We start from the raw sequence: 20,882 nt of genomic DNA, 5'->3' as shown, positions 1-20,882 counted from the left end.
GATCGGCAGGGGCGGCGGCGTATCGCGGCGGCCCCTGCGCTCAGCCGGCGTCCACTCGCCACGCCGGCGGCAGCCCCTCGATGATGTGCTGCATCAGCGCCCGCACCTTCGGGGTCAGATCGCGGCGATCGCTGACGCACAGGAACAACCGCATCGGCTCCGGTGAGGCCTGGGTGCTCTGCGCATCGCCGGGTTCGAACAGCGCCTGCAGCTCGCCGCGCGCGAGATAGGGCGCGGCCACGAATGCCGCCAGCCGGGTGATGCCGCCGCCGGCCACCGCCATCGCGGCCAGCGCATCGATGTCGTCGCTGACCAGCGCCGGGGCCACCTCGGCATCGAAGCGCATGCCGTCGCGTACGAAGCCCCAAGGCAGATAGCGCCCATCCAGCGGGTAGCGCAGCAGCAGGCAACGATGCTCGCGCAGCGCCTCCGGTGTGAGCGGAACGCCGGCCCGCGCGAGATACGACGGTGCCGCGCAGAACACGAACGGCACCTGCGCGATTGGCCGGGCCACCAGGCCTTCCTCCAGCTGCGGTTCGATCCGGATGCTCACGTCCACGTCTTCGTGCGCGTGGTCGACGCTGCGGTCGGTGAGCAGCAGCTCGATCGCCAGGCGGCGGAAGCGGGCCTGCAGCGCGGGCAGCAACGGGGCCAGCGCGTGCCGGCCGAACGCGGTGCTGCTGGCGATTCGCAGCCGCCCTTCAGGCGTGGCATCGAGGTCGGTCACGGCGGCCTGGGCGCGCTGCAGGTCGCGCTCGATGTGGCGCACCTGGGCCAGGTACAGCGCACCGCGCTCGGTCAGGGCCAGGGTACGGGTGGTGCGGTTGAGCAGGCGCACACCCAGATGCGCCTCCAGCCGGGCGATGTTCTGCCCGACCGCCGCCGGGCTGACCCCCAGCGTGCGCGCGGCTGCGGCCAGGCTGCCGGCGTCGGCGGTCCGGATGAAGCTGCGGATTGACTGGAGAATGTTCATGCTGGCCGCCATTCTCGCGCTCCATTGGAAAGAATTTCTTTATAAAGCGCCAAGTCCATCCGGTCTACCCGCCCTGCGGCCCCCTGCTTATCGTGCCTGTCCCGCAACCGCCAGGTTGCCCGCTCGCCCGGCTCTGTTGCCCGGGCGACGCCGCGTCCGCGCTGTGCCGCCCCCGCTGCCGTCGCGTCCTGCGCACGGCCTGGCCGCCTTCCCCGGAGATGACATGAACCCAGCGCTCGCCCCCCTCGATACCGACCCGCAGGAAACCCAGGAATGGCGTGAGTCGCTGGAGGCGGTCATCCACGCCGCCGGCCGCCCGCGCGCGCATTACCTGATGGACCAGTTGACCGAGCTGGACACGGCCCGCCATGGGGATCTGCATGGCCGCGTCTGGACGGCGTATACCAACACCATTCCGGTCGAGCGCCAGCCGGCCTATCCGGGCGATCTCGGCATCGAGCGCCGCCTCAACGCGATGATCCGCTGGAACGCGATGGTCATGGTGCTGCGCGCCGGCAAGCACTCCAACGTGGGTGGCCACATCGCCACGTACCAGTCCGCGGCGGTGCTGTACGACGTCGGCTTCGATCACTTCTTCCGTGGCCGTACCGACACCTTCGATGGCGACATGATCTACATCCAGGGCCACTCGGCGCCCGGCATCTACGGCCGCGCGTTCGTCGAAGGCCGCATCGCGCCCGAACGCATGGACAACTTCCGCCGCGAATCCGATCGCGAGGGTCTTTCTTCGTATCCGCACCCGCGGCTGATGCCGGACTTCTGGCAGTTCCCCACCGTCTCGATGGGGCTGGGTCCGCTCACCGCCGCCTACCAGGCGCGTTACATGCGCTACCTGGAATACCGCGGGTTGAAGGAGCACCAGGGCCGCAAGGTCTGGGCGTTCCTCGGCGATGGCGAAATGGACCAGCCCGAATCGCTGGCCGCGATCTCGGTGGCCGGCCGCGAGCGCCTGGACAACCTGGTGTTCGTGGTGAACTGCAATCTGCAGCGGCTGGATGGCCCGGTGCGCGGCAACGCCAAGGTGATCCAGGAACTGGAAGGCACCTTCCGCGCCGCCGGCTGGAATGTCATCAAGGTGATCTGGGGCGGCGGCTGGGACGCGCTGCTGGCGAAGGACCGCACCGGCCTGCTGCGCCAGCGCATGATGGAATGCGTGGATGGCGACTACCAGACCTTCAAGTCGCAGAACGGTGCCTACGTGCGCGAGCATTTCTTCGGCAGGTATCCCGAACTGCTGGCGCTGGTCGCGGACCTGAGCGATGACGAGATCTGGGCGCTCGCCCGCGGCGGTCACGATCCGCAGAAGGTTTACGCCGCCTACGCGCAGGCCGTCGCCGGCAATGGTCGCCCGAGCGTGATCCTGGCCAAGACGGTCAAGGGGTTCGGCATGGGCGAGGCCGGTGAAGGGCAGAACATCAATCACCAGCTCAAGAAGATGAGCGTCGATGCCGTGCGTGCGTTCCGTGACCGGTTCGATCTGCCGGTCAGCGACGACCAGCTGGAAGACATGCCGTACCTGCGCCCCGCGCCGGGCAGTGCTGAGGAGCGCTATTTCGCGCAGCGTCGCCAGGCCCAGGGCGGCCAGCTGCCGGCGCGGGTGACCCACGTCGATCCGTTGCCGGTGCCGGCGTTGTCGGCGTTCGCCACCCAGTTGCAGGGCAGTGGCGAACGTGGCCAGTCCACCACGATGGGCTTCGTGCGCATCCTCACCACGCTGCTCAAGGACCCCGAACTGGGCAAGCTGATCATTCCCATCGTGCCCGATGAATCACGCACGTTCGGCATGGAAGGCCTGTTCCGCCAGATCGGCATCCACTCCTACCTCGGCCAGTTGTACACCCCGCAGGACGCCGGCCAGCTGAGCTATTACAAGGAAGCCAAGGACGGCCAGATCCTGCAGGAGGGCATCAACGAATCCGGCGCGATCTGCTCGTGGATCGCCGCCGGTACCGCGTACAGCAACCACGGCCTGGCCACGATTCCGTTCTACATCTTCTATTCGATGTTCGGCCTGCAGCGCGTTGGCGACCTGGCCTGGGCGGCTGCCGATGCACGTACCCGCGGCTTCCTGCTCGGCGCCACGTCCGGCCGCACAACGCTGATGGGCGAGGGGCTGCAGCACGATGACGGCCACAGCCACGTGCTGTCCTCGGTGATCCCCAGCTGCGTGTCCTATGACCCGACCTACAACTTCGAACTCGCGGTGATCATCCAGGACGGCCTGCGCCGGATGTACGTGGACCAGGAAGACATCTACTACTACATCACCGTGCTCAACGAGGCCTATCCGCACCCGGCACTGCCCGCAGGCAGCGAAGCGGGCATCCTCAAGGGCCTGTACCTGCTGCACCCCGCTGCCGCCGACAGCGACCCGGCGCTGCGCGTGCAGCTGATGGGCAGTGGCGCGATCCTGCGCGAGGTGGAAGCCGCGGCCACGCTGCTGCAGCAGGACTTCGGCATCGCCAGCGATGTGTGGAGCGCCACCAGCCTCACCGAACTGCGCCGTGATGGCCTGGCGGCAGAGCGGTGGAACCTGCTGCATCCCGTGGAGGAACCGCGGGTGCCGTATGTGCAGCAATGCCTGGCCGCGCACCCGGGCCCGGTGATCGTGGCCACCGACTACATGAAGATCGTCGGTGACCAGATCCGGCCCTTCATCGACGGCCGCCGCTTCACTGCGTTGGGCACCGATGGCTTCGGCCGCTCGGATACGCGCGAGTCACTGCGTACGTTCTTTGAAGTGGACCGCCACTTCATCGTGCTCGCCGCGCTCAAGTCGCTGGCCGACGAGGGCCGGATCGAACGGGCCCAGCTGCAGGTGGCGATCGACCGCTATGGCATCGATGTGGAGAAGGTGGATCCGGTGTCGGTGTAGTCGCGGGGCCCGCTGCCCTTGGTTGCATCTGAGAGCATCGTCCGCAGCCCGGCGGTGCTCGCTTACACTGGTCGGATGCGCCCCGATTCCATCCTCACCCTGTCATGCCCGGACCGTACCGGGATCGTCTACCGTGTGTCCGGCCTGCTGTTCGAGCTGGGCTGCAACATCCTCGATGCCCAGCAGTTCGGCGACGACGAGAGCGGCCGGTTCTTCCTGCGCGTGCATTTCGACCGTGCCGCCGAGCAGTCACTGGGCGACGTGGAAGCCCGCATGGCCACCCTGGCCGCCGAGTTCGGGATGGACTGGCAACTGCATGACGCCCGCCGCCGTGCGCGCCTGCTGGTGCTGGTCAGCAAGCAGGGGCATTGCCTCAACGACCTGCTGTTCCGCGCGCACAGCCGGCAGCTGCAGGTGGACATCGCGGCGGTGGCCTCCAATCACGAGGACTTCGCCGCCCTGGCCGGCTCCTACGGCGTGCCGTTCCATCACCTGCCGGTCAACGCGGACAACCGTGCCGTGCAGGAGCAGCAGATCATCGATCTGGTCGAGCGCGAGCAGATCGACCTGGTGGTGCTGGCGCGTTACATGCAGATTCTGTCGCCGCGCCTGTGCGAGGCCTTGGCCGGGCGGGCGATCAACATCCACCACAGCTTCCTGCCCAGCTTCAAAGGCGCGCAGCCGTATCACCAGGCGCACGCGCGTGGGGTCAAGATCATCGGCGCCACCGCGCACTATGTGACCCCGGATCTGGACGAAGGCCCGATCATCGAGCAGGACGTCGCGCGTGTGGATCACGCGATGACGCCGCGCGATCTGGTGCGGCTGGGCAGCGACACCGAATCGCAGGTGCTGGCGCGCGCGGTACGCCGGCATGTGGAGCATCGCATCCTGCGCAACGGGCATCGCACCGTCGTCTTCCGCTGACCGGTAGGTACCGACCGTTGGTGGGTACGACACTCCGGTAGTGCCGGCCGCTGGCCGGCTCATCGCACGACCCAAACGGTATCGGGAGCCGGCCAGCGGCCGGCACTACCAGCGCACGGCCGGCACCCGACGGTCGTTCTTTGATCCGGTAGGTACCGACCGTTGGTCGGTACGCCGTTCCGGCCGGCGCCTTGACTCGCCCGTCAGATCAGCGCGATCTTCGCCTTCGCCAACGCCTCACGCACCATGCCGCCATTGGCCTCGGTGACCGGCCGGGTCAGGTCCCACAGGAATTTGACCCGGAACCCGGACTTCACCGCATCCTGCGCGCTCCACAACACGCAGTAATCGCGCGCCAGACCGCACACGTGCACCTCGCGGATGCCGCGCTCATGCAGCCAGCCCGCCAGTCCGGTGGCCGGGCGGGTGCCGTCGGGGCCATGGTTCTCACGGAAGGCGCTGTACGAGTCCACCTCACGCCGGGTGCCCTTGCGCAGGATCAGGTCGGCCACCGTCCAGTCCACGCCCGGATGCAGCACGGCGCCGTCACTGCCTTGTACGCAGTGGTCCGGCCATAGGGTCTGCGGCTGCGCGTGCAGCAGGATCGCTTCGAACGGGAGATGCCCCGGGTGCTGGCTGGCAAAGGAGGCGTGGTCGGCCGGGTGCCAGTCCTGGGTCGCCACCACGGTGGCGTACCGGCGTTCGGCGAGCAGGGCGGCAATGTCCGGCACGATCGCATCGCCGTCCACGCAGGCCAGTGCGCCACCGGGCATGAAGTCCGGCTGCAGGTCGATCACGACCAACGCGACATCGGCGGGGTAACGGCTCATGGCGGCTTCACGGCTGTGGGGGCGTCCAGTCTAGCCGACGCCCCCGCAACGGTCAGTCGGCGTCGCCCTGCTTCGAGGTCCCGTCGCCGTAGTACAGCACGCCCAGCTTGATCCGCTCGCGGCCGGTCTCGCGACGGTGGCGGTTGGCGTCGCGCAGGGAGTACACGCAGCCGCAGTATTCCTGTTGATAGAACTGCTCGCGCTTGCTGATCTCCACCATCCGCGCGGCGCCGCCGCCCTTGCGCCAGTTGTAATCCCAGTACTGGATGCCCGGGTAGTGTGCGGCGGCGCGGTGGCCACAATCGTTGATCTGGTTCATGTCCTTCCAGCGTGAGATGCCCAGCGAGCTGCTGATCACCGCAAAGCCGTTCTCGTGCGCATACAACGCGGTGCGCACGAAGCGCATGTCGAAGCACATCGTGCAGCGGATGCCGCGCTCGGGCTCGTTCTCCATGCCGCGGGCGCGGGCGAACCAGTTGTCGGTGTCGTAGTCAGCGTCGACGAACGGCACGCCATGCTTCTCGGCGAAGCGGATGTTCTCCTGCTTGCGCAGTTCGTATTCCTTTACCGGGTGGATGTTGGGGTTGTAGAAGAAGATCGTGTAGTCGATACCGGAGGCGGTGATCGCTTCCATCACCTCGCCCGAACAGGGCGCGCAGCACGAGTGCAGCAGCAGCTTGGTGTGGCCGTCGGGCAGGGACAGGGTCGGGCGGTCGATCGGTGTCAGGTCATGCGGGTTCATGCGTTTCTCGTCGACCCCACCGCCGGCAACGGCGGCGATGGGGTCCTTGGGGCTGTCTACAAGGGTCGGATCAGGCGGCGTTGGCGTCGGCGGTTTCCTCGCGCAGTTCGCGCGCGGCGGCCACCAGCGCTTCCAGCGCGGCACGGGTTTCCGGCCAGCCACGGGTCTTCAGGCCGCAATCCGGGTTGACCCAGATCTGCTCGGGACGCAGCACCTCGGCGGCTTTGCGCAGCAGTGCCAGCATCTCGGCCTTGTCGGGTACGCGGGGGGAGTGGATGTCGTACACGCCCGGGCCGATCTCGTTGGGATACTGGAAGCGCACGAAGGCATCCAGCAGCTCCATGCGCGAGCGCGAGGTTTCGATCGAGATCACGTCCGCGTCCATCGCAGCCACCGAGTGGATGATGTCGTTGAACTCGGAATAGCACATGTGCGTGTGGATCTGGGTCGCATCGCGCACGCCGCTGGCACTGATCCGGAAGGCTTCGACTGCCCAGTCCAGGTACTCGCGCCACTGCGCGCGGCGCAGCGGCAGTCCTTCGCGGATCGCCGGCTCGTCGATCTGGATCACGCCGATCCCGGCCGCTTCCAGGTCGGTCACTTCATCGCGCAGGGCCAGTGCGATCTGGCGACAGGTGTCCGCGCGGGACTGGTCGTCGCGTACGAATGACCACTGCAGCACCGTCACCGGGCCGGTCAGCATGCCCTTCATCGGCCGCTGGGTGAGCGACTGCGCGTACTGCGACCAGCGCACCGTCATCGGCTGAGGGCGGGTCACATCGCCGAAGATCACCGGCGGCTTCACGCAGCGCGAGCCGTAGCTCTGCACCCAGCCATTCTTGGTGAAGGCAAAGCCATCGAGCTGCTCGCCGAAGTACTCGACCATGTCGTTGCGCTCGAACTCGCCGTGCACCAGCACGTCCAGCCCGATCTGCTCCTGCACGCGCACGCAGTGCTCGGTCTGGGTGGCCAGGAACGCATCGTAGTCCGCATCGGAGAGCTTGCCGGCCTTGTTGCGGGCACGCGCCTCACGCACCTCCAGCGTCTGCGGGAACGAACCGATCGTGGTGGTCGGGAAGCGCGGCAGCTTCAGCGCGGCGGCTTGGGCCAGGTGGCGTTGCGGGTAGCGGCTGTGGCGCTGTGCATCGGCCGGGGTCAGCGAGGAAAGGCGCGCGGCGACGGCCGTGTTGTGCACGCGCGGCGAACGACGGCGCGATTCGATGCACGCACGCGAATGAGCCAGCGGTGCTTCGGCACGCGCCGGTGCATCGATCGCGTCGGCCAGTACGCGCAGCTCGCCGAGCTTCTGCCGGGAGAACGCCAGCCAGCTGCGCAGTTCGTCATCGAGCTTCTTTTCGTGGTCCAGATCGACCGGGGTATGCAGCAGCGAACACGACGGCGCCAGCCACAGCGCATCGCTGCCGACATGGCCGTGCGCGTAGCGCGCCAGCACCAGCGCGTTGTCCAGGTGGGTGCGCCAGATGTTGCGGCCGTTGACCAGCCCGGCCGACAGCACGCGACCGGCCGGCAGCGCCTTGATCACCGCATCGAGCTGTTCCGGCGCACGGACCAGATCCACATGCAGGCCATCGATCGGCAGCGAGGCGGCCAGCGCGAGGTTGTCCTCCAGCGCACCAAAGTACGTCGCCACCAGCACCTTGGGGCGGGCAGCTTGGGCCAGTACCGCGTAGGCATGCTCGTAGGCAGCACGTGTGGCCTCGTCCAGGTCCTGCACCAGCAGCGGCTCATCCAGCTGCACCCACGCCGCGCCGGCCGCCTTGAGCTCGCCCAGCAGCTGCACATACACCGGCAGCAGTGCATCCAGCAGGTCCAGTGCGTTGCTGCCGTCGGTGGTCTTGGACAAACGCAGGAAGGTCACCGGGCCGATCAGCACCGGACGGGTCTCGATCCCCAGCGCCTTGGCCTGGCGGTATTCGGCCAGCGGCTTGTCGCCGCGCACCGTGAAGGTCTGGCCGGCGTGCAGTTCGGGCACCAGGTAGTGGTAGTTGGTATCGAACCACTTGGTCATTTCCAGCGCATGCAGGTCGATGCCATCGCGCTGCAGGCCACGCGCCATCGCGAAATAGCCGCTCAGCGGCTCGGCATCGGCGAGCGCGCGGTAGCGGGTCGGGATCGCATCGAACAGGAAGGCCGCATCCAGCACCTGGTCATACAGGCTGAAATCGTTGCTCGGCGGCACATCCACGCCGGCCTCGCGCTGCAGCTGCCAGTGGCGTTCACGCAGCTCGGCCGCGGTGTCCTGCAGCGACGCGGCGCTGCTCTCGCCGGACCAGAAGGCTTCGAGCGCGCGCTTGAGTTCGCGCTTGGCGCCGATGCGCGGAAAACCCAAATTGGTAACAGTGGTCATTGGAACGTGTCCTCATTGCGTAGGGGCATTGAGGAACGAAGGAACCGCGCGCCGTCCGGGGCCTTGCAGCCCGTTCCGCCCCGCCAGCGACCTTCGCCCCCGCGGGCGAACCGGATGCCGTGAAGCGGACGCACGGGGGCAGCGCCATGCAGGCGGCATGGCGGCAGACCCCGGCAACCTCCCCGCGGACGTTCCAGGTCGAATCGGAGGACGGTCATGTCCTCCGGCCGGGGCCGGTATTCGGGCTGATGGACACGGGCGCGGGCGCCCACCTAGTACCTGCCGCTTCCCAGGCGCGAAGGCCCAGTGCTGTTGGCAGGAGTCGTTTCCATTCACCGCTGCGGGGCAGCTCCGGAATGGGCGCGCGAGGCGCCTTCACCGGATTCCCGTTTAAATCCATCCCTTCATCTGCATGAAGCGATGGATACCTTCGGCGAGCACAAGGTAGGCCGAAGGCGAGCGATGGTCAAGTCGTTTGCCCGATTCACCCCACTGCATCCAAACCACCGTCAACTGCGTATCTCCCTGCAAGCCCGCCCGTTTGGACCCCCATGCGCCAGCCCTTGCCCTGCCTGATCCTGCTGCTGTCGGTGATCGCCGCCCCCGTGAGTGCCGCCGCGCAGACCGTGCAGCGCCAGGAAGGCCGCGCGTACGCCACCGCCGATGGGCGCCTGCTCTACCGCGAGACCCATTGGCTGCAGGGGCCGGCAAGCGCACAGTCGCGGCTGGTGCTGTACCGCTGCAGCGATGGGCGCCCGTTTGCGCGCAAGTGGATGACCCCGCAGGGCAGCCCGCAGACGCCTGATTTCACCTTGGACGATGGCCGCGATGGGTATCAGGAAGGCGTGCGCGGCGGTGCCGCTACCCGCCAGGTATCGGTCCGTGCCAGCGCGCAGGCACCGACATTCAGCCGCGCCATCGCGGTTCCGCCGGGCGCGGTGGTGGATGCCGGTTTCGACGCGGCGGTGCGCAGCCATTGGGCGGCGTTGCAGGCGGGGCAGAGCGTGGCGTTCCAGTTCCTGCTGCCCAGCCGTCAGCGCCTGGTGCCGCTGAAAGTGCAACGCACGGGTGCGGTGACCTGGCAGGGTCAACCGGCCGAGCAGTTGCAGATGAAGCTCGATGCGTGGTTCGGTTTCGCGGTGCCCCCGGTCACCCTGGTCTATGCCACCGCGGACCAGCGGCTGCTGCAGTTCACCGGCACCGGCAACGTCCGCGATGAGAAGGGCAAGTACCCGCAGGTGCGGGTCGAGTTTCCGGCGGCTCCCGTTGCCACGCCTGCGGCAGAGTTGTCCGCCGCGCGTACGCAGCCGCTGGTGAAGACATGCGGTGCCTGAGCGCCCCCTTGCAGCCAGCCTCGCAAGCAAGGACGATGCCGATACGCCCGTTATCGACATTGAGCCTGCGATGCCCGAGCTGGACGCTGCCGCCACCGCCGCATCCCACCGTCTGGACGAGTTGCTCGCCCGGGTGGCCGCTGGCGATCGCCAGGCCTTCGAATCGGTCTATCAGCTGGCCTCTGGCCGCCTGTTCGCGATCTGCCTGCACGTGCTGCGCGACCGCGGCGATGCCGAAGAGGTACTGCAGGACGTCTTCACCACGGTCTGGAACAAGGCGGCGCAGTTCGACCGCGCCAAGGCGGCGGCCATGACCTGGCTGTCGATGCTGGCGCGCAACCGCTCGATCGACCGCCTGCGCGCCGCGCCGCCGCGCGTGCTGGATGATCTGTCGGTGGCGGAAGAGATTCCCGATCTCGCGCCACAGCCTGCCTTTGCCGCCGAGCAGGCCTCCGACCACGAGCGCCTGCAGGCGTGCCTGGAAACCTTGGAACCGCGCCGGCGATCCTTGATCCGGCTGGCCTTCCTCGATGGCGCGAGCTATGAAGAATTGGCGCGCCGCATCGGTTCGCCGCTGGGCTCGGTGAAGAGCTGGATCCGCCGCGGGCTGGGTCAACTGCGGGTGTGCCTGGAACGATGAACGTTCGCGACCTCCACGATCTGCACGACGACGGCGAGCCGCCGAGCGCCGACATCCTGGCCGGCGAATACGTGCTGGGCGTACTCGATGCCGCCCAGCGTGCCGAGGTTGAACGCCGCATCGCCAGCGATCCCGGCTTCGCGCGATTGGTGGCCCAGTGGGAGAACCGCCTTGCGCCCCTGCTCGAGTCGCTCGGTACCGAAGCGGTGCCCGCGCATCTGTGGCCGCGCATCCGCACCTCGCTCGGCTGGCCAGCCGCAACGGCCGCCTCGCCTCGGGTGTGGCAGCGCACCGGTTTCTGGCAGGGCATGACCGCGCTGGCTGCTGCGCTGGCACTGGTGGCGGTGTTCAGCCGCCGCGATCTGGAGCCGACCGCGCCTTCGCTCTCGCCGGTGGCGGTGACGCCGACCGCGCCGACGACACCGGCCGAGCCGGAGCAGGCCACCAAGCCGGTCACGCCGCTGCTGCACGACGATGGCACGCCGGGCTGGCTGGCCTCGGTCGACAAGGCCCAGGGCAAGGTGCTGATGGTGCCGGTCCCGGCCGCGGCCGATGCGGCCGGCCGTGCACCCGAGCTGTGGCTGATCCCGGCCGGCGGCGCCCCGCGTTCGCTGGGCCTGGTCTCCATCGACCGCGCGCATACCGTGGCCGTACCCGACACGCTGCGTGATGCGCTTGTGAACGGCTCGGTGCTGGCGATCACGCTGGAACCGTCGACCGGTGCGCCGCAAGGCATTCCGACCGGCCCGATCATCGCCAAGGGCGACATCGCCAACCTGTAATCGCACGGAGTCGCGGTTTTTTTCCGGATCCGTGCATCCAAACGCCGTGCCCTGTCGTATCTCCTGTTAACGCCTCAGGAGAAGCGAGTCATGTCGGACAGCCCCACCCCGGACGCAGGACGCACCGCACAGCCACGTCGCTGGGCGACGCTGCTGCGCTGGTTCGACACCCGCACCGATGCGGCTGCCGTGACCGGCCAGCCGCAGCGTGTGGACTGGGTGCGGGCCATCCCGTTCGCGGCGATGCACCTGGCCTGCCTGGCGGTCATCTGGGTGGGTGTGTCGTGGGTCGCGGTCGGCGTGGCGGTCGCGCTGTACGCGGTGCGCATGTTTGCGATCACGGCCTTCTACCACCGCTACTTCTCCCACCGCACGTTCCAGACGTCGCGGGCCGTGCAGTTCATCTTCGCGCTGATCGGCGCCTCCAGCGTGCAGCGCGGCCCGTTGTGGTGGGCGGCGCATCATCGCAACCATCACCGCCATACCGATACCGCCGCCGATCCACATTCGCCCTCGGTGCATGGCTTCTGGTGGAGCCACATGGGCTGGTTCCTGACGGTGGAAGGCTTCCGCACGGATTGGTCACGCATTCCCGATCTCGCCAAGTACCCCGAACTGCGCTGGCTGGACCGCTTCGACACGCTGGTGCCGATCGCGCTGGCCGCGGCACTGTTCGGCCTGGGTGCACTGCTGGAACGTATCGCGCCGTCGTGGGGCACCAGCGGTGGGCAGATGCTGGTGTGGGGCTTCTTCATTTCCACCGTGGTGCTGTTCCACGCCACGGTGACCATCAACTCGCTGGCGCACCGCTTCGGCCGCCAGCGTTTCAACACCGGTGACGACAGCCGCAACAACCTGTGGCTCGCCCTGCTGACCTTCGGCGAAGGGTGGCACAACAACCACCACTTTTTCCCGGGCACCGCGCGTCAGGGCTTCTACTGGTGGGAAGTGGATGTCACCTGGTATGGCCTGCGTGCGATGGCCGCGCTCGGGCTGGTACGTGATCTCAAACCTGTGCCGGCCTGGGTGCTGGCCAAGGCGGAGCACTGACATGCGTATCGCCGTGATCGGATCGGGTATCGCCGGCCTCTCCAGTGCGTGGTGGCTGAGCCAGCAGCATGAAGTGACGCTGTTCGAGGCCAATGACTACCTCGGGGGTCACACCCATACGCATGAGGTGGAGGTCGATGGCCGCACGCAGGCGGTGGACACCGGCTTCATCGTGTTCAACCCCGCCCACTACCCATTGCTGACCGGCCTGTTCGACGAGCTGGGGGTGGCGTCGCAGCCGACCACGATGAGCTTTTCGGTGCACAGCGAGCGCAGCGGGCTGGAGTACAACGCGACCTCGCTGGACACCCTGTTCTGTCAGCGCCGCAATCTGCTCTCGCCGCGCTTCTGGGGCATGCTGCGGGATCTGCGCCGGTTCTACCGCGAGGCACCGGCGCTGCTGGAAAGCGACGATGAAGGCCCGTCGCTGGGCGAGTTCCTGGCACAGGGCCGTTACGGCCGCACCTTCATCGACGAACACCTGCTGCCGATGGCCTCGGCGCTGTGGTCGTCGCCGACGGCCAGCCTGGCCGCCTTCCCGGCGCGCTATCTCGTGCAGTTCATGGCCAATCACCAGATGCTGCAGATGACCGGGCGCGCGCCGTGGCGGGTGGTGCAGGGCGGTTCGGCCAGGTACGTCGATGCACTGCGCAGCCGCTGGCAAGTGCGCGAGCGCTTGGAGTGTCCGGTGTTCGGCGTGGAGCGGCACGAGCATGGCGTGCGCGTACACAGCGCTGCCGGCCTGGAAGGCTTCGACCAGCTGGTGCTGGCCTGTCACAGCGACCAGGCACTGGCGTTGCTGTCCGATGCCGATCTCACCGAGCGCGCGGTGCTGGGCGCGATCCGCTACCAGCCCAACGAGGTCGTGCTGCATACCGATGCCAGCCTGCTGCCGCGTGACCGCAAGGCCTGGGCCGCCTGGAATGCGCATGTACCGCGCGACCCGCTCGCACCGTGCACGGTCAGCTACTGCATGAACCTGCTGCAGGGCATCGACACGCCGACGCCCTTGGTGGTCACGCTCAACCGCAGCGAGGCGGTCGATCCGGCCACCGTGCTGCGCCGTCTGCAGTACGCCCACCCCGTACATGACCACGCGATGGTGCGGGCGCAGCAGCGCTGGGCCGAGATCCAGGGCCATCGCCGTACCTGGTTCGCCGGCGCGTACTGGGGCTGGGGCTTCCACGAAGATGGCATCCGCAGTGCCCGCCGCGTGGTCGATGCGCTGCAGGCGCTGGATGCAGAGTCTTACTGGCCGCTGGCCGAGGCACTGCCAGCATGACCGCCAGTGCGATCTACCGTGGCTGGATGCGCCATCGCCGGCACGCGCCGCATGCGCATGCGTTCGGCTATCCGATCGCGCAGCTGCTGCTGGACCTGGACGAACTGCCGCGTCTGTTCGAGCGTCGCTGGCTGTGGTCGGTGGGCCGTCGCAACGTGGTCGAGTTCCGCCGCAGCGACTATCTCGGTAAGCCCGATCAGCCGCTGGCCGATGCCGTGCGCGCACGCATCACCGAGGCATTGGGCCGCGCGCCCGCCGGGCCGATCCGCCTGCTCACGCATCCGCGTTATGCCGGGCATGTTTTCAATCCGGTGAGCTTCTATTACTGCTACGCCGCCGATGGCACCACGCTGGACAGCATCGTGGCGGAGATCACCAACACGCCCTGGAAGGAGCGCCACGCCTACGTGCTGCCGGTGGCGCAGGCCGATGCCCAGGGCCGCGCGCTGTGCTGGTCGTTCGACAAGCAGTTCCACGTTTCTCCCTTCATGCAGATGGACTGCGAGTACCGCTGGCGCTTCACCGCGCCGGGCGATGACCTGCACGTGCACATGCAGGTGTGGCGAGAGGGTGTGTGCCAGTTCGATGCCGATCTGGTGATGCAGCGCCATCCGCTCACCGGTCGTGGCCTGGCCGGCGTGCTGCTGCGCTACCCGCTGATGACCCTCAAGGTCGTTGCCGCGATCCACTGGCAGGCGCTGCGCCTGTGGCTCAAGCGCAACCCCGTCCACGACCATCCTTCTCTTGCCGGAAAATCCCCATGAACGACATGACCCGTGCGGTGACCGTGCCGCAACCGTCCACCCTTGAAGGGTTCCTGCGCGGGCGCCTGCTGGCGCAGCTGGCACCGCTGCGCGGCGGGCATCTGCGGCTGCGCGATGCCGTGGGCGATGTGGTGATCGGCGATCCGAAGGCCACGCCACAGGTGACGGTCTGGGTGGACGATCCCGGTTTCTACCGCGCGGTGGCCGCGCAGGGCAGTGTCGGGGCGGGCGAGGCCTACATCCGCGGTGACTGGCGCTGCGATGACCTGGTCGCGCTGGTGCAGTTGCTGGTGCGCAACCGCGATCTGCTCGATGGCATGGAGGGCGGCCCGGCGCGCATTGGCGGCTGGCTGCTGAAAGGCTGGAACCGCCTGCGTCGCAACACGCGCGAAGGCAGCCGCCGCAACATCGCCGCGCACTATGACCTCGGCAATCCGTTCTTCTCGCTGTTCCTGTCGCCGGACCTGATGTACTCCTCGGCGCTGTATGCCCGCCCGGAAGACACGCTGGAGGCGGCGTCCGAGCGCAAGCTGGCCCGCATCTGCGAGCAGCTGCAGGTGACCGCGGCCGATCGCGTGGTCGAGATCGGCACCGGCTGGGGCGGCTTTGCGCTGTACGCCGCCCGCCATATCGGCTGCCACGTCACTACCACCACCATCTCAGTCGAGCAGTACACGCTGGCCAGGCAGCGGGTCGAGGCGGCCGGGCTGCAGGACAAGGTCACCCTGCTGCTCAAGGATTACCGCGATCTGGACGGGCAGTACGACAAGCTCGTTTCCATCGAGATGATCGAGGCGATCGGCGCGCAGTACCTGGACACCTACTTCGCCACGCTGACCCGCCTGCTCAAGGATGATGGTCTGGCGCTGCTGCAGGCCATCACCATCGAAGACCAGCGTTACGAGCAGGCGCGGCGGAGCGTCGATTACATCAAGCGCTTCGTGTTCCCCGGCAGCTTCATCCCCTCGATCAACGCCATCGTCGCCGCCAAGACCCGCAGCAGCGATCTGCAGCTGATCGGCCAGCACGACTTCGGCCCGTCTTATGCACTGACGCTGCGCGCGTGGCGACAGCGCTTCCTGGCCCAGCTCCCGGCGGTGCGTGCACAGGGCTTCGATGCGGGCTTCATCCGCATGTGGGAGTTCTACCTGGCGTACTGCGAAGGTGGCTTCCTGGAGCGCTCCATCGGTGTCTCGCACCTGCTGATGGCGCGTCCGGGCTACCGGCCCGCATTGATTGCGGGGGAGGGCTGAGGTGCCACGTTTCTGGGCCAACGTGATCGGCAACCAGCTGGTCTGGCTGTGCGCGGTGATCGGGGCCGGCCATGGGCTGCGCTGGCCCGGGCTGTTGGCGGCGGCGGTTTACGTGGGCACTCAGTTGGTCTGGTCCGCGCAGCCGTCAGTGGAGATCAGATTGATGCTGGTGGCGATCGCCTGCGGGTTGGTCGTAGACGGGCTGGCCGGCGCCTCCGGCTGGGTGCTGTACGCGGCCGGCAATGATCCCGCGTGGATCGCCCCGGTCTGGATCCTCGCGCTGTGGGCCGCGTTCGCGATGACGCTCACAGTGTCATTCGCGGTGCTGCAGCGGCATCTGGTTGCGGCAGCGCTGGTTGGCCTGCTGCTGGCCCCGCTGGCATATCTGTCCGCCGCGCGCGGCTGGTCGTCGGTGGTGTTCGCCGCGCCGCAGTGGCACGGCGTGCTGCTGCTCGGCCTGGGCTGGGCGATCGCATTGCCGGTGCTTGCGGCGTGCGCCCGTCATTGGCAGACACGTGCGGTACCCCTCGCCACACTTGCTCCAGGAGACACACGATGAAGATGCTGTGGGTGGTGTGGCTGTACGCCGCCGTGATCATGACCTGGGGCTGGTGGTGGCAGCGCCGGCACCAGAACATCGGCGTGGTCGATGTGCTCTGGGCCAAGGGTGTGGGCGCGTCTGCGCTGTTGCTCGCACTGCTCGGCGATGGCGCGGCGATGCCGAGGATCGCGCTGGCGGTGCTGGGCGGGCTGTGGGGTTCACGCCTGGCGCTGCACCTGTGGCACCGCGTGCGCAGCGAGCCCGAGGATGGTCGCTACCAGCATCTACGTAAGCACTGGAACGGCCATCAGGGAAAGATCTTCGGCTTCTTCCAGTTCCAGGCACTGCTGATCGTGCTGTTCGCGTTGCCCTTCGTGGCGGTGTCGGTGAATCCGGAAGCACATGGCTGGGGTTGGGTGATCGCGGCCGTGGCGATGTGGCTGCTGAGCGTGGGTGGCGAATCGCTGGCGGATCGTCAGCTGGCGCGCTTCCGCGCCGATCCGGCCAACAAGGGCAAGACCTGCCGCGATGGGTTGTGGCGCTACTCGCGGCATCCCAACTATTTCTTCGAATGGCTGCACTGGTTCACCTACGTGCTGCTGGCCGTGCAGTCGCCGTTGTGGTGGCTGGCGTGGTCCGGCCCGCTGGTGATGTACGTGTTCCTGCGCTGGGTCAGCGGCATTCCCTTCACCGAGGCGCAGGCGCTGCGCTCGCGCGGTGAGGATTACCGCGAGTACCAACGCACCACGCCGATGCTGTTTCCGTGGTTCCCCTCCCGTTCGTCGTCTGCCCGCAAGGAATCTGCCCCATGAATGTCGCCAGTGACCGTCTTCCGCTGCCGGACTACGCACCGGGCCTGACCGGCCTGGCCGAGCGCGGGCTGCTTCCCGATACGCTGTTGCGGCTGGGCATCCGCCGCCAGTGCGAGCAGCGCCTGCGCGAAGAGCTTGCCGGTGGCCAGCAGGTCCAGTCGCAGCGCTTTGCCGCACGCATCGCCGGGCTGGCCAGCAGCGCGGTCGCGCTGCATGTGGATGCGGCCAATCGGCAGCATTACGAAGTGCCGGCCGAATTCTTCCATCGCTGCCTGGGCAAGCGCCTGAAGTACAGCAGCTGCTACTACGCCACCGGCACTGAAACGCTGGACGAAGCCGAAGAGGCGATGCTCGCGCTGTACGGCGAGCGCGCACAGCTGGCCGATGGGCAACACATCCTGGAGCTGGGCTGCGGCTGGGGGTCGCTGACGCTGTGGATGGCCGAGCGCTACCCGAACGCGCAGATCACCGCCGTCTCCAACTCCAACAGCCAGCGCGAGTACATCCTGGGTCAGTGCCGTGCACGTGGCCTGATCAACGTCACCGTGCTGACCCGTGACGTGAATCATCTGATGCTGGATGCGGAGACCTTCGATCGCTGCGTCTCGATCGAGATGTTCGAGCACATGCGCAACTACCCGCAGCTGCTGCAGCGCATCCACCGCTGGCTGCGGCCGGAGGGCAAGCTGTTCGTGCATATTTTCGTGCACCGCACGCTGATGTACCCGTTCGAGACCGAGGGCGAGGACAACTGGATGGGCCGCCACTTCTTCACCGGTGGCCTGATGCCCGCGGCCGATACGCTGCTGTTCTTCCAGCAGCACCTGCAGCTGCAGCAGCGCTGGCTGCTGGATGGCACCCACTACGAGCGCACCGCCAACCACTGGCTGGCCAACCAGGACCGCGAGAAAGAAGCCGTGATGGCTGTGCTGCGCCAGACCTACGGCGATGCCTCGGCTGCGTTGTGGCACCAGCGCTGGCGCATGTTCTGGATGGCCTGTGCAGAGTTGTTCGGCTACCAGCAGGGCCAGCAGTGGCAGGTGGCCCACTACCTGTTCAACCGTCCGTGATCACCCCACGTTACTGGAGCAAGCCGTCATGTCCATCCGTGTTCTCGTTCCCCTGCTGGTCGTCGGCATGATGCTCGGCGGCTGCAGCGGCAACACCCGTCCGATCCCGCCCGTGGCGCATGTGGACGTGCCGCGCTTCATGGGCGACTGGTATGTGATCGCCCATATCCCCAGCCGGCCCGAACGTGAAGCGTTCGATGCGGTGGAGTCCTACGCACTGCGTCCGGACGGCCGCATCCAGACCACCTTCCGTTATCGCAAGGGCAGCTTCCAGGCACCGATCAAGACCATGCACCCGGTCGGAACGGTCAAGGAAGGCACCGGCGGCGCGATCTGGGGCATGCAGTTCATCTGGCCGATCCAGGCCGAGTACGTGATCGTGGATCTGGACCCGGACTACAAGCAGACCATCGTGGGCCGCAGCAAGCGCGACTACATGTGGCTGATGGCGCGTACCCCGACCATCTCCGATGCGGATTACCAGGCCGCGATGACCCGCATCGCCGCGCTCGGTTACGACCTCTCCCAGGTGCGGCGCGTGCCGCAGTCCGGCAACGCCAAATAAGCCGTTCCGTGCCGCGCTTCTCAGGCCCTGAGAAGCGCGCAGGCGATACTGTCGTCATCGACCTCCCCGGCCCGGGCATCGTTGCAGGGACAGCGGGGGAGGGTGCGTGGATCGGCCGCGCACGGGCGGACAGAGGACGGCAACGTGGCGGACAAGTACTGCGATCTGGTCATGAAGGGCGGCATCACCAGCGGCATCGTGTATCCCAACGCGGTGCTGTCGCTGGCGCGCGAGTACCGCTTCAAGAGCATCGGCGGCACCTCGGCCGGCGCCATTGCCGCCGCCGTGGCAGCGGCGGCCGCGCTGGGCGACCGGCGCCGCCAGGCCGGTGAGCCGGTCGCGGCGGCGGTGGGCTTTCCGGGGTTGGCCGAGGTCTCGGCGCAGCTGTCCCGGCAGGGCTTCATCCACAGTCTGTTCCAGCCGGCATATGGCGCGCGTACCGCGTATCGCCTGCTGGTGATGCTCACCGGCAAGGCCGGCCTGCTGCGCAAGATCGCCTGTCTGCTCGCGGCGGTATTCGCGATCGCGCCGCTGGAGGTGCTGGTGTCGCTGGCCGGCCTGCTGGGCATCGGTTACCTGGCCGGTGGCATTGATGGCATCTGGGCGACGTTGCTGCCCTCGCTGCTGTGCGCCTACGGGGCCGGCGTGCTGGCCTCGGCGCTGCGCGTTGCCCGCGTCGCCCGCCGCAACCTGCTGGGCCTGTGCACTGGCAGCACCCAGCCGAACGCCTCCGCGCCGGCGCTGACGGATTGGCTGCATACCCAGCTGCAGGCCTTGGCCGGCAAGCCGCATGACCAGCCATTGACCTTCGGCGATCTGCATGCGGCCCCACGCTATCCCGGCGAGCCCAGCGGTGCGCACGCGATCACGCTGCAGATGATCACCACCTGCGTGTCGCACAGCGAGCCGCGCACGCTGCCGTTCAACGCGGCGCACTTCTGGTTCCTGCGCGAGGAGTTCGCGCAGCTGTTCCCGGCCAGCGTGGTCGCGTGGCTGGTTGCACGGGCCGGCGCACCAGAGCGGGTCGATGGGCGCGATTACTACCGTCTGGTCGATGGCGAGGAACTGCCAGTACTGGTCGCCACGCGCATGAGCCTGAGCTTCCCGCTGCTGATCAGCGCGGTGCCGCTGCACGAGCCGGCCCGTCGCGAACGCCGCTGTGAGCCGGTGGCCGATGCCGAGCCCCCACGCGACAACACCAACGTGGCCGACAGCATGGAAGGGCTCACCAGTGGTGGCCAGAGCTGTGGTCCGGTGATCACCGCCTTCCGCGTGTGCTGGTTCTCCGATGGCGGGATCAGCAGCAATTTCCCGATCCATCTGTTCGACGCCGCGTTGCCGCGCTGGCCGACCTTCGGCATCAATCTCGTCTACGCGCAGCCTGCCGACGCCGTGAGCGTGCTGGCCCACGGCGATGCGCATGCGCGGGCGGAGCAGGCGGTCTTCCTGCCGACCGAGAACCGCCATGGCTGGCAGCGTACCTACCATTCCATCGCGCAGCCGCTGGCCGCCGCGGAGATGTCCGGCTTTCTGTTCTCGATCGTATCGACCATGCAGAACTGGCGCGATGTGCTGCAGGCGCGTGCGCCGGGGTACCGCGACCGCATCGTGCATGTCGCGCTGGAGGGCGACGAGGGCGGCATGAATCTGGACATGCCACAGGCCGTGCTCAGCCGCATCGCCGACAAGGGCAGCATCGCCGGCGAGCGCTTCTGCGATTTCTCCTTCGCGAACCACTACTGGATCCGCTGGCGCAATCTGGCCTCGGCCTACCAGCGCTACACGCTGGATGTGGCGCGCACCGATGACCCCGCACAACGCGTGGCGGCATACCAAGCGGCGTATCAAAGTGTGGCCACCGGCACGCCGGTGCCGCCGTCCTACCGCCTGAGCTCGGAAGACAAACGTCGCGAATCGCAGCAGTTGTGGCGGCACATGGTCGAGCAGGGCCAGACGTGGGAAGACCTCGGGCCGGACCTCACCGACGGTGCGCCACGGCCGCTGCCGCAGATGAAGGTGACGCCGATCTACTGAGGGTTTCCGCCACCGGGCC

18 protein-coding genes and 1 riboswitch are annotated in these 20,882 nt (G+C 67.7%); of the genes, 14 read left to right on the top strand and 4 right to left on the bottom strand.

What is annotated here, in order from left to right; translation table 11 throughout:
• Nucleotides 1-40 precede the first annotated feature (40 nt).
• Complete coding sequence (locus BCL79_RS19280) at nucleotides 41-973, bottom strand: LysR substrate-binding domain-containing protein (protein WP_183073836.1); 933 nt, start codon at nucleotides 971-973, stop codon at nucleotides 41-43.
• A 223-nt stretch (nucleotides 974-1,196) separates the two neighbouring features.
• On the opposite strand from BCL79_RS19280, the gene aceE reads away from it, so the two are divergent.
• Together aceE and purU are read left to right on the top strand one after the other, a co-directional pair.
• Entirely contained in the window at nucleotides 1,197-3,869 is a 2,673-nt protein-coding gene (gene aceE, locus BCL79_RS19275; protein WP_121044320.1) for a pyruvate dehydrogenase (acetyl-transferring), homodimeric type, read from the top strand.
• A 75-nt stretch (nucleotides 3,870-3,944) separates the two neighbouring features.
• Nucleotides 3,945-4,796 (top strand): formyltetrahydrofolate deformylase, encoded by an 852-nt coding sequence (gene purU / locus BCL79_RS19270; RefSeq protein ID WP_121044317.1) that lies wholly within the window; start codon nucleotides 3,945-3,947, stop codon nucleotides 4,794-4,796.
• Nucleotides 4,797-4,999: 203 nt separating this feature from the next.
• Here purU and pncA read toward each other — a convergent pair whose 3' ends face one another.
• The 3 genes from pncA to metE form a co-directional block, all read right to left on the bottom strand.
• Nucleotides 5,000-5,626 (bottom strand): bifunctional nicotinamidase/pyrazinamidase, encoded by a 627-nt coding sequence (gene pncA, locus BCL79_RS19265; protein WP_121044314.1) that lies wholly within the window; start codon nucleotides 5,624-5,626, stop codon nucleotides 5,000-5,002.
• A 52-nt stretch (nucleotides 5,627-5,678) separates the two neighbouring features.
• Nucleotides 5,679-6,368, bottom strand: a complete 690-nt coding sequence (locus tag BCL79_RS19260; protein ID WP_121044311.1) for an epoxyqueuosine reductase QueH — start codon at nucleotides 6,366-6,368, stop codon at nucleotides 5,679-5,681.
• A 70-nt stretch (nucleotides 6,369-6,438) separates the two neighbouring features.
• Nucleotides 6,439-8,736 carry a 5-methyltetrahydropteroyltriglutamate--homocysteine S-methyltransferase gene (gene metE / locus BCL79_RS19255; protein ID WP_121044307.1) on the bottom strand — a complete coding sequence of 766 codons (2,298 nt, stop codon included), beginning with the start codon at nucleotides 8,734-8,736 and terminating at the stop codon, nucleotides 6,439-6,441.
• 214 nt (nucleotides 8,737-8,950) lie between these two features.
• Nucleotides 8,951-9,184: riboswitch (cobalamin riboswitch) on the bottom strand.
• A gap of 103 nt (nucleotides 9,185-9,287) precedes the next feature.
• On the opposite strand from metE, the gene BCL79_RS19250 reads away from it, so the two are divergent.
• The 12 genes from BCL79_RS19250 to BCL79_RS19195 all read left to right on the top strand — a co-directional run bounded on the left by BCL79_RS19250 (nucleotide 9,288) and on the right by BCL79_RS19195 (nucleotide 20,863).
• Nucleotides 9,288-10,070, top strand: a complete 783-nt coding sequence (locus tag BCL79_RS19250) for a hypothetical protein (protein ID WP_121044304.1) — start codon at nucleotides 9,288-9,290, stop codon at nucleotides 10,068-10,070.
• 70 nt (nucleotides 10,071-10,140) lie between these two features.
• Entirely contained in the window at nucleotides 10,141-10,710 is a 570-nt protein-coding gene (locus tag BCL79_RS19245; protein WP_121044301.1) for a sigma-70 family RNA polymerase sigma factor, read from the top strand.
• Entirely contained in the window at nucleotides 10,707-11,492 is a 786-nt protein-coding gene (locus tag BCL79_RS19240) for an anti-sigma factor (protein ID WP_121044298.1), read from the top strand. Before BCL79_RS19245 ends, BCL79_RS19240 begins: the two co-directional genes overlap by 4 nt.
• 90 nt (nucleotides 11,493-11,582) lie before the next feature.
• Entirely contained in the window at nucleotides 11,583-12,542 is a 960-nt protein-coding gene (locus tag BCL79_RS19235; protein ID WP_121044295.1) for an acyl-CoA desaturase, read from the top strand.
• 1 nt (nucleotide 12,543) lies between these two features.
• Nucleotides 12,544-13,824 (top strand): NAD(P)/FAD-dependent oxidoreductase, encoded by a 1,281-nt coding sequence (locus BCL79_RS19230; protein ID WP_121044292.1) that lies wholly within the window; start codon nucleotides 12,544-12,546, stop codon nucleotides 13,822-13,824.
• Nucleotides 13,821-14,588, top strand: a complete 768-nt coding sequence (locus tag BCL79_RS19225; protein ID WP_121044289.1) for a DUF1365 domain-containing protein — start codon at nucleotides 13,821-13,823, stop codon at nucleotides 14,586-14,588. Before BCL79_RS19230 ends, BCL79_RS19225 begins: the two co-directional genes overlap by 4 nt.
• Nucleotides 14,585-15,841: an SAM-dependent methyltransferase gene (locus tag BCL79_RS19220; protein WP_121044285.1), complete on the top strand. Its 1,257-nt coding sequence runs from the start codon at nucleotides 14,585-14,587 to the stop codon at nucleotides 15,839-15,841. Before BCL79_RS19225 ends, BCL79_RS19220 begins: the two co-directional genes overlap by 4 nt.
• Nucleotide 15,842: 1 nt before the next feature.
• Nucleotides 15,843-16,400 carry a DUF2878 domain-containing protein gene (locus BCL79_RS19215; RefSeq protein WP_121044282.1) on the top strand — a complete coding sequence of 186 codons (558 nt, stop codon included), beginning with the start codon at nucleotides 15,843-15,845 and terminating at the stop codon, nucleotides 16,398-16,400.
• Nucleotides 16,397-17,194 carry a DUF1295 domain-containing protein gene (locus tag BCL79_RS19210; RefSeq protein ID WP_121044279.1) on the top strand — a complete coding sequence of 266 codons (798 nt, stop codon included), beginning with the start codon at nucleotides 16,397-16,399 and terminating at the stop codon, nucleotides 17,192-17,194. Before BCL79_RS19215 ends, BCL79_RS19210 begins: the two co-directional genes overlap by 4 nt.
• Complete coding sequence (locus BCL79_RS19205) at nucleotides 17,191-18,264, top strand: class I SAM-dependent methyltransferase (protein WP_121044276.1); 1,074 nt, start codon at nucleotides 17,191-17,193, stop codon at nucleotides 18,262-18,264. The genes BCL79_RS19210 and BCL79_RS19205 overlap by 4 nt, the downstream gene beginning before the upstream one ends.
• A 28-nt stretch (nucleotides 18,265-18,292) precedes the next feature.
• Nucleotides 18,293-18,829, top strand: a complete 537-nt coding sequence (locus BCL79_RS19200; RefSeq protein ID WP_121044273.1) for a lipocalin family protein — start codon at nucleotides 18,293-18,295, stop codon at nucleotides 18,827-18,829.
• Between the two features lie 144 nt (nucleotides 18,830-18,973).
• Complete coding sequence (locus BCL79_RS19195; RefSeq protein ID WP_121044270.1) at nucleotides 18,974-20,863, top strand: patatin-like phospholipase family protein; 1,890 nt, start codon at nucleotides 18,974-18,976, stop codon at nucleotides 20,861-20,863.
• The last annotated feature ends 19 nt before the right edge of the window (nucleotides 20,864-20,882 follow it).

Origin of the sequence: Stenotrophomonas rhizophila, from assembly GCF_003651185.1 — a bacterium.
In the GTDB taxonomy this organism is placed as follows: domain Bacteria; phylum Pseudomonadota; class Gammaproteobacteria; order Xanthomonadales; family Xanthomonadaceae; genus Stenotrophomonas; species Stenotrophomonas maltophilia_Z.
Note: the sequence above shows the minus strand (reverse complement) of the source record. Positions and strands in the feature narration are given on the sequence as shown.

Bases quoted from the DNA above. Each gene is read 5' to 3' on its own strand.
- BCL79_RS19280 (WP_183073836.1), bottom strand. From the start codon at position 973: ATGAACATTCTCCAGTCAATCCGCAGCTTCATCCGGACCGCCGACGCC.
- BCL79_RS19235 (WP_121044295.1), top strand. From the start codon at position 11,583: ATGTCGGACAGCCCCACCCCGGACGCAGGACGCACCGCACAGCCACGT.
- purU (WP_121044317.1), top strand. From the start codon at position 3,945: ATGCGCCCCGATTCCATCCTCACCCTGTCATGCCCGGACCGTACCGGG.
- BCL79_RS19250 (WP_121044304.1), top strand. From the start codon at position 9,288: ATGCGCCAGCCCTTGCCCTGCCTGATCCTGCTGCTGTCGGTGATCGCC.
- pncA (WP_121044314.1), bottom strand. From the start codon at position 5,626: ATGAGCCGTTACCCCGCCGATGTCGCGTTGGTCGTGATCGACCTGCAG.
- BCL79_RS19245 (WP_121044301.1), top strand. From the start codon at position 10,141: ATGCCCGAGCTGGACGCTGCCGCCACCGCCGCATCCCACCGTCTGGAC.
- metE (WP_121044307.1), bottom strand. From the start codon at position 8,736: ATGACCACTGTTACCAATTTGGGTTTTCCGCGCATCGGCGCCAAGCGC.
- BCL79_RS19260 (WP_121044311.1), bottom strand. From the start codon at position 6,368: ATGAACCCGCATGACCTGACACCGATCGACCGCCCGACCCTGTCCCTG.
- BCL79_RS19210 (WP_121044279.1), top strand. From the start codon at position 16,397: ATGAAGATGCTGTGGGTGGTGTGGCTGTACGCCGCCGTGATCATGACC.
- BCL79_RS19230 (WP_121044292.1), top strand. From the start codon at position 12,544: ATGCGTATCGCCGTGATCGGATCGGGTATCGCCGGCCTCTCCAGTGCG.
- BCL79_RS19205 (WP_121044276.1), top strand. From the start codon at position 17,191: ATGAATGTCGCCAGTGACCGTCTTCCGCTGCCGGACTACGCACCGGGC.
- BCL79_RS19220 (WP_121044285.1), top strand. From the start codon at position 14,585: ATGAACGACATGACCCGTGCGGTGACCGTGCCGCAACCGTCCACCCTT.
- BCL79_RS19200 (WP_121044273.1), top strand. From the start codon at position 18,293: ATGTCCATCCGTGTTCTCGTTCCCCTGCTGGTCGTCGGCATGATGCTC.
- BCL79_RS19240 (WP_121044298.1), top strand. From the start codon at position 10,707: ATGAACGTTCGCGACCTCCACGATCTGCACGACGACGGCGAGCCGCCG.
- BCL79_RS19225 (WP_121044289.1), top strand. From the start codon at position 13,821: ATGACCGCCAGTGCGATCTACCGTGGCTGGATGCGCCATCGCCGGCAC.
- aceE (WP_121044320.1), top strand. From the start codon at position 1,197: ATGAACCCAGCGCTCGCCCCCCTCGATACCGACCCGCAGGAAACCCAG.